Below are 15,327 nucleotides of genomic sequence, written 5' to 3'. Positions count from 1 at the left end.
GGAAACCACCTGGATCAGGGCACTGGCTCTCTTCTTTGCGAAAAGGCTCGTTTAGGGATCATTGACGGTCCGGAAGATATGTAAACAGATCAAATTGACCAAGTGGCGCATGATCTGTATACGTATCATATAGCCGTTAAATGTTCCGAGAACATATCATGTCTACCGTACCGGATCCACTCCTCAAGGACCTTGGCCTGCGTTTTCGCAAGGCGCGCTTGGCCGCTCGCTTGTCGCAGCAGCAAATCGCCCAGCGGGCCAGTATCAGCAGGCCTCGCTATCGGGACATCGAAACGGGGGCTGCGGCCGCCCGTGCAACCACGCTTGTCAACGTCGCACGCGCACTTGGCATGGAGGTGATGCTGATCCCGCAGGCGATGGTGCCCGCTGTTCAGTCCATGCTCCAGCCTACGGATAGTGATAATGATCGTCCAGCGTTCACGTCGGATGTTGAAGACGAGGAAGGATCATGAGCGCGGCACCCCACGCCGCGCAGCGTATCCACTCGCTCGATATCTCGTTGAACAATCTTCCGGTCGGCACCCTCGTCCGGACGCCGGGCGACTACAACGCGTTCAACCTCTTGCCTTCTTATCGGAGCTTGAACAACCCGCCGATCTTCAGCCTGTCGCTTCGATCGATCGATGGCGGCCTTCGCAGGGACCCGAAACCGATCCGCGGCGCACTTCCACCGTTCTTTGCAAACCTGCTGCCCGAAGAGAAGCTGCGCGAGGCGATGGAAAAGCACCACGCCGCGTCAGTCAGGCCGGGCAACGACTTCGATCTGCTCGCAGCTCTGGGAACCAATCTGCCCGGCGCCGTGCGCGCGCTGCCAAGTGACGGCATCCCCGTTCCCATTGGTTCGGAAGCGAAGGGCAACAAGAAGGCGCGCTTTTCGCTCGCCGGCGTGCAGATGAAACTGTCGGTCATGAAAAACACGGGAAAGGAAGGCGGGATCACGCTCGCCGTGGACGATGAACAAGGGCAATACATCGCGAAATTTCCCTCCCTCACGCACATCGGCCTATCGGAGAACGAATTCGCAATCCTCGCCCTTGCGGAAGCGCTGGGGATGGACGTGCCCGCCCGCGAACTCGTCGATAGATCAGAATTCGCCGGCATCCCGGAAGAATTCAACACCATGTCGACGGGCAAGGTTCTGCTTGTCCGCCGTTTCGACCGCGAGACTAGCGGCGCGCGCGTGCACATGGAGGATTTTGCGCAAGTGTTTGGCCGATATCCGTCCGAGAAATACACCGGCGCAGCCTATCACAACATCGCGGCAGCGCTGAACAGCGGCGTCTCCTTCGATGCAGCTATCGAATTTGTGCGACGCCTCGCCCTCACAGCGCTCACCGGCAACGGTGACATGCACCTCAAGAATTGGTCGCTGCTGTATCCCGGAGATGGCCGGACACCAACACTGTCGCCTGTCTATGACGTGCTTTCAACGATTCCCTACATCCCAAAGGACGGCATGGCGCTTAGCCTTGCCGGCGAAAAGTCGTTCAAGGCGCTGACCCAGGAGCGCTGGCGCAATTTTGCAAACCGCAGCCGTCTTCCGGAAGGGGCCGTGGTGAAAGCAGTAGCTGAGACTGCGGCGGTTGCGCGCGACAAGTGGTCGGCTCTTCCTGAACGCGATGTTGTGCCCGCGCAGGTCCTCGAGCGGATCGATGCGCATGTCGATGAAATGGCAGCCATCCTCGACCTTTAAGGCAGGTCTTGGAAGCGCACATCCCCCGATCCTGCCATCGCATAAGGGATGTTGCCGAATGCACTCACTCACAAATTTTCGGAATAGGCTTCCGGGCGTCATGCCAATGAGGCCACGGTTCGTTCTCGAAGGCGATCTTCTTTCTGCGGCTGAAGGCGCCGACATTCGCCCGCGCATCAGCTCTTGCCCGACCTCGTCATCGAGATCGGCCCCGATGCGGCTGCGACAATCCTCGTCGCAACGAAGCGAGAAAATGCCGCGTCGATCGACAGGGAGCCGCGCATCCGATTGACGGCGATAAGAACACCGCGATCCGACCAGCGAGCCGGGTGGAAACCGGCACTTGCGGCGTGCCCGGCAGCGGAAGCCGGCCGGTCCAGTTCGGAACAGCCGTATGCAGAAACCCGCCGAGCATCGCCGCGAGGTAGCCGAACCGCATTTCTTCGAAGGGTCTCCCGCGAATACGCCCAGCCACAGTGGGATCATCGCGCCGGCATAGATCAAGCCCAGCAGGAAGAACGCGGAAGCTGTGGAACGTCGCGGGACCCTGATAGTTGCGAAGGCGCGGGACCGACATACGGGACTTCTCCTACTTGGAGGGGGTCTTGGCGGCTTCCAGTTTCTCGAACAGCGTCGCAAACATCTGCTTGGCCTTGCCGACCTGCGGCACCGCCTTGGCCTGCTCGACGTTGGTCGGCGTGCCGACCACGATCATCGCCACCATGCCCATGGCGTAATGCGGAACGCACTTCACGCCATAGACGCCGGCCTGATCGAATTTCACGCTCATGTCTTCGCCATTCTTGCCGACGAAGGGAGCTGCGCCGTCCGGCAGCATGCCCTTGATGCTCGCGGCATTGTGTCCCTTGTCGGCGGCAACGAATTTGACGGTGTCGCCGGGTTCGATTTTCACCAGCGCCGGCTCGAACACCATGATGCTGCCGTCAGAACCCTTGTTCAGCATCTTGACCTCGATTTCGGCCGCGAGAGCGAAGCTCGTCACGGTCAGCATCGCTGCGGCAGCCAGAAGCGGCGCCTTGTGCATTGCGATCTCCTGTCGTCTCGCGTTGACGCACCACTGACTAGCGCTGGATCGCCGGTCGAGATTTGAGCTGAAGCAATGTTTTCGACGAATCTCCGTGTTTTATGATCACAGTGGAGCTGCCGCGGAGGGAGAAATTCCGGCAATCGACCGTTCGGCCGAAATCCCGTCGTTTTCCGGACTTGTACCCGGAGCGCTCGACGAGATTTCGCGTGAGGCGCTCCGTGCGATATAAGGACACCGCTGTCTTCGAGCAGGGGCCGATGCGAAGTCGTTCTTCGTGCTGTTGCACGGCCATTTGCGCGTTGAAGAGACAGCACCTCAGGGCCACCAGATCGTGGTGCGCTACGTTCTCGCCGGGCGAGATTTTTGCGAGCCGCACGGGCGTGGGCCATGCCGCGATATCCGGAGACCGCGGTGGCGGCCGCTGACCGCATCGCGAAGTGCTGGCCGTCGGCAGCCTGGCCACGGCTGACCGCGAAATCTCCGGTGCTTGCGGTGAATGCGCTAAAGACCGTCGACCGGCAGCTGCAGGACACCCAGACGCGGGCGCTGGAAAGCGTCGAACGAGCAGGTCGAGCAGCGGATTGCGCATGTGCTGCCGCGCCTTGCCGAGCAGGCAGGCCGCAAGACCGATGCGGGGATCCTGCGTACCGTCAGCCGCATGCTCAGCGCGTGGGCGCAACCGGAGTTGGCTGAAGGCGGTCGCCAGCGGATCATTCTGCGCAAGCTTCATAAGCTGTTCGGGCTTGCCGACGGCCAGCCGAGGCCCGTTTCCGCAAACCTCAACGTCTAAGTTGCGCAGCCTGGCGCGGCCGTTCCAGAAATTTCTTAAGTTCGAATCCCCTATTCCCTGCAGACCTCCTTGACCGATTGGGAGGCCGCGATCGGGCAGCCGATGCCGGGCTGCGCGCCTGGCGTCGCCGCCTGTTGAGCTGACGCAAGCAGCACGGCGATAGCCGCTTCGCCGGATTGACGGACAACGGCTGCGCGTCGTTCTTGACCTGCGTCAATGCCCCCGCGGCAAGCGTTGCTAGTGTGCACTCTTTATAGAAGTCCCGCCAAGGCGCTGGATGCGCCACCGTTGCATGCTCCCCAGGCGGGCGAGGGTACCCTGCGAGATGGAAGCAATGGATGAGCAAGCAGTGTGGCAAGGGATTTCGACGGCCCCGTACGAGCGAGCGCTCGAGCTCGCTGTGATCGAAGGCAATCGCGTGCATCCGCTGATCTTCGCCTGCCGCCGCACTCCGAGCGGCTGGGTCAATGCTACGACCCGTGAGCGGGTTGTCGTCCATCCGACGCACTGGCGTCCGTGGCCCGCGAAAGACTAGTTTGCTCCAGCTTCCCTCTTGCCGAAAAGACGGCCAGTCGTGCTATGAGGCGGTCACCGTCCATTCTCGCAAGGCGCGTTCGCTTCCGCATCGGGTCTCTGAATGACAGCACAAGGCCGATTTTGGCTTCGCTACGGGGCGGCGGCCGCTGCCGTCGCTGCCATATTTTGCGTGCGCCTTGCCTTGCATCATTATTTCGAGGATCGGACCTTCACCGTGATCTATGTTCCGGTCGTGGTCTTTGCGGCATTTGCTGGCGGCCGCGGGCCTGCAATCTTCGCCACGCTGCTCTGCCTTGGAAGCAGCACCTATTTCCTCGGAGCGAGCCTCTACAGCGACCCGGCGAACCTGATCGATGTCTCCTTCTTCACGGTCATGGGGCTCATCGTTGGCGTGATGGGCGACCGGTTGTTGCGGGAGACGGAAGACGCCCGATATCGGCAAGCGCAGCTCCAGTCGATCCTGGATACCGTCCCGGAAGCGATGGTTCTAATCGATGAGCGGGGCATCATGCGATCCTTCAGCGTCACGGCCGAGCGCCTCTTCGGTTGGTCGGCCGCGGAGGCGATCGGAAAGAACGTCTCGATCCTGATGCCAGCACCCTACCGGCAGGAGCACGACAGCTATCTCGAGCGCTACCGCGCCACAGGCGAGCGCCGCATCATCGGGATCGGGCGGATCGTGGTCGGCGAGCGCAAGGACGGCTCGACATTTCCGATGGAGCTCGCAGTGGGCGAGGCCAAGGCCGGGGCCGAGCGATACTTTACCGGCTTCGTCCGCGACCTGACCGAACGCAGAACCCAGGAACGCCGGATGCAGGAGCTGCAGTCCGAGCTGGTGCACGTGTCGCGGCTGACCGCCATGGGCGAGATGGCTTCCTCGCTCGCGCACGAGCTCAATCAGCCATTGTCCGCGATCACGAGCTATCTGCGCGGGGCTGCAACGCTGCTGAAGGCGAGCGAGGTCGACAAGGAGCGCGTGCGCGACGCCATGGACCGCAGCGCCGACCAGGCGTTGCGCGCCGGCGACATCATCAAGCGCCTGCGGGAGTTCGTCGCCAAAGGCGAGACCGAGCACACCATCGAGGACCCGGCAACGCTGCTCGAGGAGGCGGCTGCGCTGGCCCTGGTCGGCGCCAGGGAACAGGGTGTGCGCGTGTCGCTGCGCTGTGACCACGATCTTCCCGACGTTGTCGTCGATAAGGTGCAGATCCAGCAAGTCGCGCTCAACCTCATCAGGAACGGCATCGAGGCGATGGAAACAACCAGCCGGCGCGAGCTAACTATCGGCGTCACCCGCCAAAACAGGTTCGCATTCTTCTCTGTCACCGATACCGGCACGGGCATCGCGCCAGAGATCGCCGAGAAGCTGTTTCAACCCTTCGTCACCAGCAAGGTAAACGGCATGGGTGTAGGTCTTTCAATCTGCCGAACCATCATCGAAGCACATGGCGGCCGCGTCGCGGCGCGTCCCAATGACGGCGGCGGTACTGTATTCGAGTTTACGCTCCCCTTCGCCGAAACGGAGGCGGCTGATGGCCGATAAGCCGGTTATTCACGTCATTGACGACGACGCTGCGGTGCGGGATTCGCTGACGTTCCTGCTCGACGTCAATGGATACAAGTCGCAGGTCTACGAGACGGCGGATGCGTTTCTGGCTGGCGCCGGCGCCGGGACGTTGAGCTGCGTCATCTCCGATATTCGCATGCCGGGCATGAGCGGCATCGAGCTGGTCAGGAAGCTGAAACGCCAAGGAACATCCAGCGCGGTGATCCTGATCACCGGTCACGGCGACGTCGCGCTCGCCGTGGAGGCGATGAAGGCGGGTGCCGCGGATTTCATTGAAAAGCCGTTCGACGATGCGGCGCTCTTGGACGCGATCCGCGCTGCGCTCGACATTCGTCCCGCCGCTCTGGGCGAAAATTCAGCTCGAAAGGAGGCCGAGGCGCGGCTCGCAGACCTATCGCCGCGCGAGCGAGATGTGCTGCAGGGGCTCGTGGCCGGCAAGATCAACAAGGTCATCGCGCACGACCTCAGCATCAGTCCGCGCACGGTCGAGGTCTACCGTGCCAATCTCATGGCGAAGACGGGGGCGCGCAGCATGTCCGAACTGATGCGTCTCGCGCTCGCTGCGGGTCTGTGAGGCGTGGGGCAGCCAGGCATCACATAGCCGCCGGTCGGCGGCGCGCCCAGTGCCAGCGCTTGCGCTGAAGACTGGCGTCGGATCCAGCTGCGTGCCCGGATCATATCTTTACGCACGATCAGACTTTTACGGCATGATGTAAATTGACTCTGCTTGTTCCCACGCCGAAACTCCTCACAACAAGGAAATGGACGCTGGCGATGAAGGACTATCAGGCACAAGTCGAAAAGCTTCACAGAAATGCCGCTGAGTGCGCCCTGATCCGGGACCTTGCGACCGACAAGGCCAAGCGCGATCTGTTTGATCGGCTAGCGAGCCGATGCTCGAACGGAAGAACGGAACGGAAAAGTAGGGCCGTCTCAGTTGGCGGCCTCTGCCAGAGGCAGCGACATCATTCCGCTTTTCCATCAGCTGCAGCACGCGATGCAATCTCCTCGGCATCGACCCTCATGATGTGGTGCAACATGATCTCGTCGACGGCCGTACCCATCATGTCACGTCGTGCGGCAGGATGCCGCTTGACTGGGAACAAAGCCGTCAATGCATCGGCTTTCGAGACGATCCCGGCCCAGCCGGCCCTTGCTCTCAACCGGATAGACGCCCACCTTCGTGGTGATGAACAGGTGCAAGAGATCAGCCGCCGTCATCTCCGGCGTGACCGTCGTGGCGGACCGCTTCATGTTGTGCTGAACCGTCTCCTTGAGACATTCGTACAAGACAGCCTCTTCGCGGTCGCGGGTTTGATTGCGCGATCATCCAGCGATCGCGCGCCCGCTCCTTGAACTGGATCAAGTGATAGCGACAGTTGATTGAGATCAACGCGCGCACCGTTCCCCCGGGCTAAGGATCTGTTAGCGAAACCAGGAGGCGGGACATGCCCCAAATATTGGAAGTGGTACACGCCGTGGTCGGCTTTGCCGCTATCGCCTAAGAATGGACGTTACGTTCGATGGCCTGGATCTTATGGGCTTTATCGGCGCCAATCGGCTGGACCGCGCACTTTCCCTTTTGCCCGCCTTATGGCGTCTTCGGGCTGTCCACCTATCGACGGCTGGATGGTTCGGTCGGCATCCGAGAAGTGAAGACAAGCCGTGTCGCGCCTTCAGGGTCTCGGCCGATCGCGTCCGCAATGCAACACCGTGCATGAGTTGGACCCGGAGCTGGCTGCAGTCGATAGGCGAGGTGGGGCCATGGGTTAACCCGCAAGCTTTCCGGGCGGTTCCCCGACGCTTGATGTTGGGTTATCAGTTGCAAATGACGGCTGGGGTCTTGGTCCCGTTGTGAGTTTCGTTGCTGTCATCCTGATCATCGGCTTTGCCGTTGTTGCGGTGGGATGGGCGATCGGGCGCGATGTCTGATTGATCTTGCTCAAGGACTTCGCTCCGGTTCTGAGCAACATGTCGGCAAATAGGAAAACATAATGCCCTTATTTGAGGTGCGCTTCATCAAGACCGTCTGCGACGACACTGGGCACGAACATCGCGCGTGCCAGGCAGCGTTCACCATCGAAGCTCCGTCCCTGACGGAAGCGGTGCGACGAGCGGAAGCCGACTTCTGCCGGCAGAGGCGCGTCCACGACTGGACGATCTTCGCGGATGCCGTCGAGTTCCGGGCGCCGACCGCGCTGGAGCGGGCCCGGGCCTCCTAGCAAGGTCGATGTGTCTTGAACCCCGTCGTGCGCCGCTATGCGGGCTACAATGTGCCGCGTTATACGTCTTATCCGACTGCCGCCGATTTCTCGCCTGAGGTTGGCGCGAAAGACCACGAGACTTGGCTCGCCGGCCTCAAAGCGCGCCAGGCCGTGTCGGTCTATCTTCACGTGCCTTATTGCCGAAAGATATGCCTGTACTGCGGCTGCAACACCAAGATGGCGGTACGCAACGATGTGATCGATGGCTATCGCCGCGCGCTTGAAGCCGAGATCGATCTTGTTGCGAGCCTGATCGGGACGAGGCCCGAAATTGCCAGGCTGCACTGGGGCGGCGGCACGCCCGGCATTCTCGGACCTGACGGCTTGCGATCCGTCGTCGCCGCACTCCGCCGTCAATTCCCGTTCGCGAACGGCCTCGAGCACGCGATCGAACTGGATCCACGTCACATCACTGTCGCGCTCGTGGACGCCTTGGCGGAGCTAGGCATCAACCGTGCGAGCCTGGGTGTCCAGGACGTTAATCCTGTGGTGCAGGCCGCGATCGGCCGCCTTCAGCCACACGTTGTCATCGAGACGGCCGTCGAGCGATTGCGATCGGCCGGAATCAGAAATCTGAACTTCGATCTGATGTATGGGCTGCCGCTGCAGACCGCCGACTCGGTTCGAAAGACCTGTGCCTCGGTTGCGGCGATGGGGCCGGACCGCATCGCCTGTTTCGGCTATGCGCATCTGCCGCGGTTCAAGGCCAACCAGCGGCGGATCGACGAAGCCGGGCTGCCGTCGCAGGATCAGCGTATCGAGCAGGCCGAGATCATGTCCGAGGAGCTGAGTTCCGCCGGCTATGTGAGAATCGGCATCGACCATTTTGCCAGGCCCGGCGATACGCTCGCAGGGGCTGCGGCAGGCGGGAAGCTGCATCGCAATTTCCAGGGTTATACCGAGGATGCCAGCGGCGTCCTTCTCGGGCTCGGCGCCTCCTCGATCTCGACCTTCGCGAACGGCTTCGTGCAGAATGTCGCGGATGTTCCGAGATATATCCGTGCCATCGCTGCCGGCTCGCTTGCCTCAGCAAGGGGGGGCCGACGCGATGAAAACGACCGAGAGCGCGCGCGAATCATCGAGCGGCTGATGTGCGATTTCACCGTCGATCTCGATAAAGTCGCGCCGAATGCCGATCTTCGCGATGAACTGGCGATGCTGGCTCCAATGCAACGGGACGGACTGGTCGAGATCGACGGCGCGAGATTGACGGTCACGGACGCCGGCCGGCTTGTCGTTCGCGTCATCGCCGCAACATTCGATGCCTACAGATGCTCGCAGGCCGCACAGTTCAGCAAGGCAATTTGATCTGCGTCAACGACAAAGCCCCTTGGTGGATTTAAGACATCATCGGAAAAAAGGGCACACATCGTCAATGTTGATTGAAGCGGCCGGCAAGACGTGCAGCACACTGTTTGGCAATCTCCGTGACCGCTTGAAGGGCGTCATGGATCGCAGGAACGAGTTGCAGCGGCTGGACCAGCGGGAGATCGAGGTTATCGCGCGCGAGCTGAATCTTTCCAGGACGGAGCTCGCTGCGCTGATCTTGAAGCCTTCGGGTTCGCTTCAGTCCCTGAGCAGGCGCCTCTCCCATGCGGGCCTTGCCGAGGACGATTTGGAAGCATCTCACGGTGACGTGCTCCGCGATCTGCGGCGGGTGTGCAGCCAATGCTCGTCCAAGGCACGCTGCGCCCGGGACTTGAATCACGAGCGGCGAGCGAGCTCAGCAAAATACTGCCCAAATGAGCAGACGCTGCGGGCGTTAGCGGAGGATGTGCAGCGGTGCGCTCCACCGGTCCTGCCGGGCCCCGCCACCCGCAATTGATGTCGATCAACCCGGGCGCCGCGCGTGCCTCCCTGATCCACTCCTCGAGGAAGTCGCACCATGACGAACGTCTCCGCTGGCGCAAAATCGATGACAATCGGAGAAGCGACGTTGTGGCCGCTGTTTGCGGTGCTCGCATTCCTTTGCCTGGTCGGTGCGGGATTCGCGCATGACGCCCCGTTCGCATTTCACGCGTCGCTTGATTGCGCCGCCAGCATCGCGGCTGCGTTTTCGATCCTCAATCGCTACTATGATCGTCCGGCCAGACTGCCCCCGCAGGAGATCAATGGGCGTCCGAATTACAATCTGGGACCGATCAAGTTTGCAGCTGTGGCGGCGATGTTCTGGGGCATTGCCGGCTTTGCCGTCGGGCTGATCATCGCCTCGCAACTGGCATGGCCCGCGCTTAATCTCGACCTGCCCTGGACCACCTTCGGCCGTCTGCGACCGCTGCACACCTCCGCGGTGATCTTCGCCTTCGGCGGCAACGTTCTGATCGCGACGTCCTTCTATGTCGTGCAGAAGTCCTGCCGCGCGCGGCTTGCCGGCGATCTCGCGCCCTGGTTCGTCGTGCTCGGCTACAATTATTTCATCCTCATCGCCGGCACCGGCTATCTGCTCGGCGTCACGCAGTCGAAGGAATATGCCGAGCCGGAATGGTACGCCGACCTCTGGCTGACCATCGTCTGGGTCACCTATCTGCTGGTCTTCCTCGGCACCATCATCAAGCGCAAGGAACCGCACATCTTCGTCGCGAACTGGTTCTATCTCGCCTTCATCGTGACGATCGCGGTGCTGCATCTCGGCAACAATCCCGCGCTGCCGGTGTCGTTCTTCGGCTCGAAATCCTACATCGCCTGGGGCGGCATCCAGGATGCCATGTTCCAGTGGTGGTACGGCCACAACGCGGTCGGCTTCTTCCTGACCGCCGGCTTCCTTGCCATCATGTACTACTTCATCCCGAAGCGGGCGGAGCGGCCAATTTATTCCTACCGGCTGTCGATCATCCACTTCTGGGCGCTGATCTTCCTCTACATCTGGGCCGGGCCGCACCATCTGCACTACACGGCGCTGCCGGACTGGACGCAGACGCTCGGCATGACCTTCTCGATCATGCTGTGGATGCCCTCCTGGGGCGGCATGATCAACGGCCTGATGACGCTGTCCGGCGCCTGGGACAAGCTGCGGACCGATCCCGTGCTGCGCATGCTGGTCGTCTCGGTCGCCTTCTACGGCATGTCGACCTTCGAAGGGCCGATGATGTCGATCAAGGTGGTCAACTCGCTCAGCCACTACACCGACTGGACCATCGGCCACGTGCATTCCGGCGCGCTCGGCTGGGTCGGCTTCGTCTCCTTCGGTGCGCTCTACTGCCTGGTGCCGTGGGCATGGGGTCGCAAGGGACTCTACAGCTTGAAACTGGTCAATTGGCACTTCTGGATCGCCACCCTCGGCATCGTTCTCTACATCTCGGCGATGTGGGTGTCCGGCATTCTCCAGGGTCTGATGTGGCGCGCCTACACCTCGCTCGGCTTCCTCGAATATTCCTTCATCGAGACCGTCGAGGCCATGCATCCCTTCTACATCATCCGTGCAGCCGGCGGTGCGTTGTTCCTGATCGGCGCGCTGATCATGGCCTTTAATCTCTGGATGACGGTCAGGGCCGGCGAAGCCGAGGAGGCGCAAGCCGCCGGACGGCTCCAGCTTGCCGAGTAGGTCATCCCATGTCCTTCTGGAATCGACACAAGATCTTCGAAAAGAACGCGAGCATCCTGATCGCCGGAATCCTCGTCGTCATCGCGATCGGCGGACTCGTCGAGATCACGCCGCTGTTCTACCTCAAGAGCACGATCGAGGTGGTCGACGGCGTCCGTCCCTACACGCCGCTCGAGCTCGCCGGCCGTAACATCTACGTTCGCGAGGGCTGCTATCTCTGTCATTCGCAGATGATCCGGCCGCTGCGCGACGAAGTGGAGCGCTATGGTCACTATTCGCTGGCCGCCGAGAGCATGTACGATCACCCCTTCCAATGGGGATCGAAGCGGACCGGGCCCGATCTCGCCCGGGTCGGCGGCAAGTATTCCGATGATTGGCATGTTCGGCACCTGACCAATCCGCGCGCGATCGTGCCGCAATCGGTGATGCCGGGATATCCGTCGCTGGCTGCGACCGAACTCGATCTTGAGAACGTCGGCGCGCATCTGCGGACCAGCCGCGCTGTCGGCGTACCCTATACTGAGGACCAGATCGCCAACGGCAAAACCGATCTCAAGGCTCAGCTCGATCCTGATGGCGCGGATGCCGAAGCCTTCCAGAAGCGCTATCCGAAGGCCACAGTCCGCAACTTCGACGGCAAGGGCGGCGATCCCACCGAGCTTGATGCGCTCATCGCCTACCTGCAAATGCTGGGGACGCTGGTCGACTTCAAGCTCTACGACGAAAAAGCCAATCTGCGTTGAAGGTGTTTGTGATGAAGGCGATTGTCTCCGTTGAAAACCTGGTGTCGCAGTTCGTTCTCAATTTCTGGACACCGGTCTTCGTCGGCATCTTCGTTGCTATCGTCTTTTACGCGCTGCGTCCCCGCAATAAGGCGCTGTTCGATGCCGCGGCCAAAATGCCGCTGCGGGAGGATTGACAGATGAGCGCGCACAACGACATCGACCGCGTGTCCGGCCGGTCGACCACGGGCCACGAATGGGACGGCATCAAGGAGCTGAACACGCCGCTTCCCCGCTGGTGGGTGCTGACCTTCTACGTCACCATCATCTGGGCGTTCGGCTATTGGCTGGTCTATCCGGCGTGGCCGCTGGTGAGCGGCTATACGACCGGTGTCCTGCACACCACCAATCGCGCCGCCGTCGCCGAAAATCTCGCCCATCTCGAAGCCTTGCGCGGCGAAAAGATGAAGGCGCTGGGCACCGCTTCTCTTGCCGACATCGAGAAGGACCCGGCCCTCCTGGCGTTGGCGCGGGCGCGGGGCAAGACCGTGTTCGGCGACAATTGCGCGCCCTGCCACGGCTCCGGCGCCGCCGGCGCGAAGGGCTATCCGAACCTGAACGACGACGACTGGCTGTGGGGCGGCTCGCTCGACCAGATCATGCAGACCATCCAGTTCGGCGCGCGTTCCGGTCACGCCAAGACGCATGAGGGCCAGATGCTCGCCTTCGGCCGCGATGGCATCCTGAAGAAGGACGAGATCGTCACGGTTGCCAATTACGTGCGCTCGCTCTCCGGATTGTCGACGGGGGCCGGCTATGACCCTGCCGCCGGCAAGACGATCTTTGCGGAGAATTGTGTCGCCTGCCATGGCGACGGCGGCAAGGGCAACCAGGAGATGGGCGCACCGAACCTGACCGACAAGATCTGGCTCTACGGCTCGGACGAAGCGACGCTGATCGAGACCATCAGCCAGGGCCGCTCCGGCGTGATGCCGGCCTGGGAAGGACGGCTCGATCCCGCCACCATCAAGGCGATGGCGGTCTACGTCCACTCGCTGGGCGGCGGCAAATAGCAATGCCGGGCAAGGTTTGGCCGGTTGCCCCACCTCGAGCCGTGCCGCCTTGCGGGAATGGAGCCTTATCGGGGAATTTGGATGGACCTTCCGATGACCAAGAACGTCACACCGAAGGAGTTGATGAGCGGCGATGATGATCTGCCGCTCTATGCGCCCCAGAAGAAAATCTATCCGCAGCGGGTTTCCGGCACCTTCCGGCGAACCAAATGGGGGCTGATGGCGTTCTGCCTCGGCGTCTATTACCTGCTGCCGCTGGTGCGCTGGAATCGCGGCCTTGGCGCGCCCGATCAGGCCGTGCTGATCGATTTTCCAAACCAACGCTTCTATTTCTTCTTCATCGAGCTGTGGCCGCAGGAGTTCTACTACTTCACCGGGCTCCTCATCCTCGCTGCGTTCACGTTGTTCCTGATGAATGCGCTCGGCGGCCGCATCTGGTGCGGCTACCTCTGTCCCCAAACTGTGTGGACCGACCTGTTCTACGCGGTGGAGCGCTGGACCGAGGGCGACCGCCGCGCGCGAATCAAGGCCGATGCCGGTCCGATGACGGTCAACCGCCTGGCGCGGCGCGTGCTGAAGCACGCGATCTGGATCACGATCGCGTGGTGGACCGGCGGCGCCTGGGTGCTCTATTTTTCCGACGCGCCGAGCCTGGTGAAGGACCTCGCCACCTTCCAGGCGCCGGCAATCGCCTACATCTGGATCGGCATCCTCACGGCTTCGACCTATCTCCTGGCCGGCTATGCGCGGGAGCAGGTCTGTCTGTACATGTGCCCGTGGCCGCGCATTCAGGCCGCGCTCACGGACGAATGGGCGCTCAACGTCACATACAAGTACGACCGCGGCGAACCGCGCTGTTCGATGAAAAAGGGATTGCACCTGCGCTCGCTGGGCGAGAGGGCCGGTGACTGCATCGACTGCAACCAGTGCGTGGCGGTCTGTCCGACCGGCATCGACATCCGCAACGGCGCGCAGCTCGGCTGCATCCAATGCGGCCTCTGCATCGATGCCTGCGATAACGTGATGAAGAAGATCGGCCGGCCGGCGCGGCTGATCGGCTACGACAACGACATCAATGTGCAGCGACGGACCTCCGGCAAGACGGAGATCTTCAAGCCGATCCGTGCCCGGACGGTGGTCTATGCGTTGCTGATCGCCGTGGTCTGCGCGGTGATGCTGTATACGCTGCTGACGCGGTCGCTGCTGGACGTCAACGTGCTGCACGACCGCAACCCCGTGGCGGTCAAGCTCAGCGATGGCGCGATCCGCAACGGCTATACGCTGCGCTTTCTCAACAAGCGCGGCTTTGATCGCATGATTGCCGTCGATATCGACGGTCCCGCCAATGCGCAGATCCACATCGTCGGCATCGATTCAGTCACGCCGGACCGGCCGATGATTGTCCTCGCATGCGATACCACCACCGAGCTACGTGTGCTGGTGACCGCACCCTTCGACGAGAATGCCGAGAAGACGGCGACGGTCAAATTCCGCGTCACTGATATCGGGCTTGGCGAGGTTGCCTCCGCGACCGATCATTTCGTCACGCCCTGATTGCTGAGGATACCGGACATGAGAACGTCATCTGCCATACGACCAATCACCGGACGCTTCGTCCTGATCGCCGTGGTTTCCTTCTTTGCCGTCGTGATCGGCGTCAACGTGGTGATGATGCGGCTTGCCATCGCCACGCTGCCGGGAACCGACGTCGACAGCGCCTATAGCGCGAGCCTCGCCTATCAAAGGGAAATCCAGGCCGCGCATCAGCAGAACAGGCGCGATTGGAAGGTCGCTGCGCAAATCGAGCGCCAGGCCGACGGGACGGCCCGGCTGAACCTGGATGCAAGGGCGCAGGACGGCGCGCCGCTTGCCGGATTGTCGGTCTTCGGCCGGCTCGAGCGTCCCACTGATCGCAGAGCCGACCAGGTGCTCGAGATGATCGAGGGCGGCGGCGGCAGCTACCGCGGCATCGCGCATGGCGTTGCAGCGGGACAGTGGGACCTGGTGATCGAGGCCGACCGTGACGGAAAGCGCCTGTTCCTGTCGCGCAATCGTGTGGTCCTGAACTGAC

Annotated in this window: 16 protein-coding genes and 1 pseudogene; 14 read left to right on the top strand and 3 right to left on the bottom strand. The window is 61.9% G+C overall.

The genetic code is table 11. The features are described 5' to 3' along the window. Positions 1–158: 158 nt before the first annotated feature. Positions 159–473: a helix-turn-helix domain-containing protein gene (locus ACP2YP_RS35140; RefSeq protein ID WP_426420905.1), complete on the top strand. Its 315-nt coding sequence runs from the start codon at positions 159–161 to the stop codon at positions 471–473. Next, positions 470–1,714 (top strand): type II toxin-antitoxin system HipA family toxin, encoded by a 1,245-nt coding sequence (locus tag ACP2YP_RS35135; protein WP_426420904.1) that lies wholly within the window; start codon positions 470–472, stop codon positions 1,712–1,714. Before ACP2YP_RS35140 ends, ACP2YP_RS35135 begins: the two co-directional genes overlap by 4 nt. A 196-nt stretch (positions 1,715–1,910) precedes the next feature. Here the strand turns inward: ACP2YP_RS35135 and ACP2YP_RS35130 are convergent, their stop codons facing one another. Together ACP2YP_RS35130 and ACP2YP_RS35125 are read right to left on the bottom strand one after the other, a co-directional pair. Next, on the bottom strand, positions 1,911–2,129 hold the full coding sequence (locus ACP2YP_RS35130) for an NnrS family protein (protein ID WP_426426386.1): 219 nt from the start codon (positions 2,127–2,129) through the stop codon (positions 1,911–1,913). 174 nt (positions 2,130–2,303) lie between these two features. Continuing rightward, a complete protein-coding gene (locus ACP2YP_RS35125; RefSeq protein ID WP_426420903.1) occupies positions 2,304–2,759 on the bottom strand; it encodes a pseudoazurin in 456 nt (151 codons plus the stop codon). A 133-nt stretch (positions 2,760–2,892) separates the two neighbouring features. Between ACP2YP_RS35125 and ACP2YP_RS35120 the strand changes: the two are divergent. The 3 genes and pseudogenes from ACP2YP_RS35120 (at position 2,893) to fixJ (ending at position 6,230) form a co-directional block, all read left to right on the top strand. Continuing rightward, positions 2,893–3,552, top strand: a pseudogene (locus ACP2YP_RS35120) (Crp/Fnr family transcriptional regulator). A gap of 706 nt (positions 3,553–4,258) precedes the next feature. Beyond that, positions 4,259–5,632 (top strand): PAS domain S-box protein, encoded by a 1,374-nt coding sequence (locus tag ACP2YP_RS35115; protein ID WP_426420902.1) that lies wholly within the window; start codon positions 4,259–4,261, stop codon positions 5,630–5,632. Next, on the top strand, positions 5,622–6,230 hold the full coding sequence (fixJ, locus tag ACP2YP_RS35110; RefSeq protein WP_426420901.1) for a response regulator FixJ: 609 nt from the start codon (positions 5,622–5,624) through the stop codon (positions 6,228–6,230). Before ACP2YP_RS35115 ends, fixJ begins: the two co-directional genes overlap by 11 nt. 494 nt (positions 6,231–6,724) lie before the next feature. Here fixJ and ACP2YP_RS35105 read toward each other — a convergent pair whose 3' ends face one another. Then, positions 6,725–6,910 carry a hypothetical protein gene (locus tag ACP2YP_RS35105; protein ID WP_426426480.1) on the bottom strand — a complete coding sequence of 62 codons (186 nt, stop codon included), beginning with the start codon at positions 6,908–6,910 and terminating at the stop codon, positions 6,725–6,727. A gap of 740 nt (positions 6,911–7,650) precedes the next feature. Between ACP2YP_RS35105 and ACP2YP_RS35100 the strand changes: the two genes are divergently transcribed. The 9 genes from ACP2YP_RS35100 to ACP2YP_RS35060 all read left to right on the top strand — a co-directional run bounded on the left by ACP2YP_RS35100 (position 7,651) and on the right by ACP2YP_RS35060 (position 15,326). Beyond that, positions 7,651–7,878, top strand: coding sequence for a hypothetical protein (locus ACP2YP_RS35100; RefSeq protein WP_426420900.1), 228 nt, complete (start codon positions 7,651–7,653; stop codon positions 7,876–7,878). Between the two features lie 15 nt (positions 7,879–7,893). After that, entirely contained in the window at positions 7,894–9,228 is a 1,335-nt protein-coding gene (gene hemN / locus ACP2YP_RS35095) for an oxygen-independent coproporphyrinogen III oxidase (protein ID WP_426420899.1), read from the top strand. Between the two features lie 67 nt (positions 9,229–9,295). Further along, entirely contained in the window at positions 9,296–9,745 is a 450-nt protein-coding gene (locus ACP2YP_RS35090; RefSeq protein ID WP_426420898.1) for a DUF6455 family protein, read from the top strand. Positions 9,746–9,835: 90 nt separating this feature from the next. After that, positions 9,836–11,461 carry a cytochrome-c oxidase, cbb3-type subunit I gene (ccoN, locus tag ACP2YP_RS35085; protein WP_426426385.1) on the top strand — a complete coding sequence of 542 codons (1,626 nt, stop codon included), beginning with the start codon at positions 9,836–9,838 and terminating at the stop codon, positions 11,459–11,461. An 8-nt stretch (positions 11,462–11,469) separates the two neighbouring features. Beyond that, the gene (gene ccoO / locus ACP2YP_RS35080; protein WP_426420897.1) at positions 11,470–12,204 is read left to right on the top strand and encodes a cytochrome-c oxidase, cbb3-type subunit II; all 735 of its coding nucleotides are present in this window, start codon (positions 11,470–11,472) and stop codon (positions 12,202–12,204) included. Positions 12,205–12,215: 11 nt separating this feature from the next. Continuing rightward, on the top strand, positions 12,216–12,380 hold the full coding sequence (locus ACP2YP_RS35075) for a cbb3-type cytochrome c oxidase subunit 3 (protein ID WP_426420896.1): 165 nt from the start codon (positions 12,216–12,218) through the stop codon (positions 12,378–12,380). Between the two features lie 3 nt (positions 12,381–12,383). Beyond that, entirely contained in the window at positions 12,384–13,256 is an 873-nt protein-coding gene (gene ccoP, locus ACP2YP_RS35070; RefSeq protein ID WP_426420895.1) for a cytochrome-c oxidase, cbb3-type subunit III, read from the top strand. Positions 13,257–13,349: 93 nt separating this feature from the next. After that, entirely contained in the window at positions 13,350–14,810 is a 1,461-nt protein-coding gene (gene ccoG / locus ACP2YP_RS35065) for a cytochrome c oxidase accessory protein CcoG (RefSeq protein ID WP_426426384.1), read from the top strand. Positions 14,811–14,828: 18 nt separating this feature from the next. Beyond that, positions 14,829–15,326 (top strand): FixH family protein, encoded by a 498-nt coding sequence (locus tag ACP2YP_RS35060; RefSeq protein WP_426420894.1) that lies wholly within the window; start codon positions 14,829–14,831, stop codon positions 15,324–15,326. Position 15,327: the final 1 nt, after the last annotated feature.

Origin of the sequence: Bradyrhizobium genosp. A, assembly GCF_049949275.1 — a bacterium.
GTDB lineage: Bacteria > Pseudomonadota > Alphaproteobacteria > Rhizobiales > Xanthobacteraceae > Bradyrhizobium.
This window is presented reverse-complemented; position numbering and strand designations above follow the sequence as displayed.

Bases quoted from the DNA above. Each gene is read 5' to 3' on its own strand.
- ccoP (WP_426420895.1), top strand. From the start codon at position 12,384: ATGAGCGCGCACAACGACATCGACCGCGTGTCCGGCCGGTCGACCACG.
- ACP2YP_RS35140 (WP_426420905.1), top strand. From the start codon at position 159: ATGTCTACCGTACCGGATCCACTCCTCAAGGACCTTGGCCTGCGTTTT.
- ACP2YP_RS35105 (WP_426426480.1), bottom strand. From the start codon at position 6,910: ATGAAGCGGTCCGCCACGACGGTCACGCCGGAGATGACGGCGGCTGAT.
- ACP2YP_RS35075 (WP_426420896.1), top strand. From the start codon at position 12,216: ATGAAGGCGATTGTCTCCGTTGAAAACCTGGTGTCGCAGTTCGTTCTC.
- ACP2YP_RS35125 (WP_426420903.1), bottom strand. From the start codon at position 2,759: ATGCACAAGGCGCCGCTTCTGGCTGCCGCAGCGATGCTGACCGTGACG.
- ccoO (WP_426420897.1), top strand. From the start codon at position 11,470: ATGTCCTTCTGGAATCGACACAAGATCTTCGAAAAGAACGCGAGCATC.
- fixJ (WP_426420901.1), top strand. From the start codon at position 5,622: ATGGCCGATAAGCCGGTTATTCACGTCATTGACGACGACGCTGCGGTG.
- ACP2YP_RS35130 (WP_426426386.1), bottom strand. From the start codon at position 2,129: ATGCTCGGCGGGTTTCTGCATACGGCTGTTCCGAACTGGACCGGCCGG.
- ACP2YP_RS35135 (WP_426420904.1), top strand. From the start codon at position 470: ATGAGCGCGGCACCCCACGCCGCGCAGCGTATCCACTCGCTCGATATC.
- ACP2YP_RS35090 (WP_426420898.1), top strand. From the start codon at position 9,296: ATGTTGATTGAAGCGGCCGGCAAGACGTGCAGCACACTGTTTGGCAAT.
- ACP2YP_RS35060 (WP_426420894.1), top strand. From the start codon at position 14,829: ATGAGAACGTCATCTGCCATACGACCAATCACCGGACGCTTCGTCCTG.
- ccoG (WP_426426384.1), top strand. From the start codon at position 13,350: ATGACCAAGAACGTCACACCGAAGGAGTTGATGAGCGGCGATGATGAT.
- ccoN (WP_426426385.1), top strand. From the start codon at position 9,836: ATGACAATCGGAGAAGCGACGTTGTGGCCGCTGTTTGCGGTGCTCGCA.
- ACP2YP_RS35100 (WP_426420900.1), top strand. From the start codon at position 7,651: ATGCCCTTATTTGAGGTGCGCTTCATCAAGACCGTCTGCGACGACACT.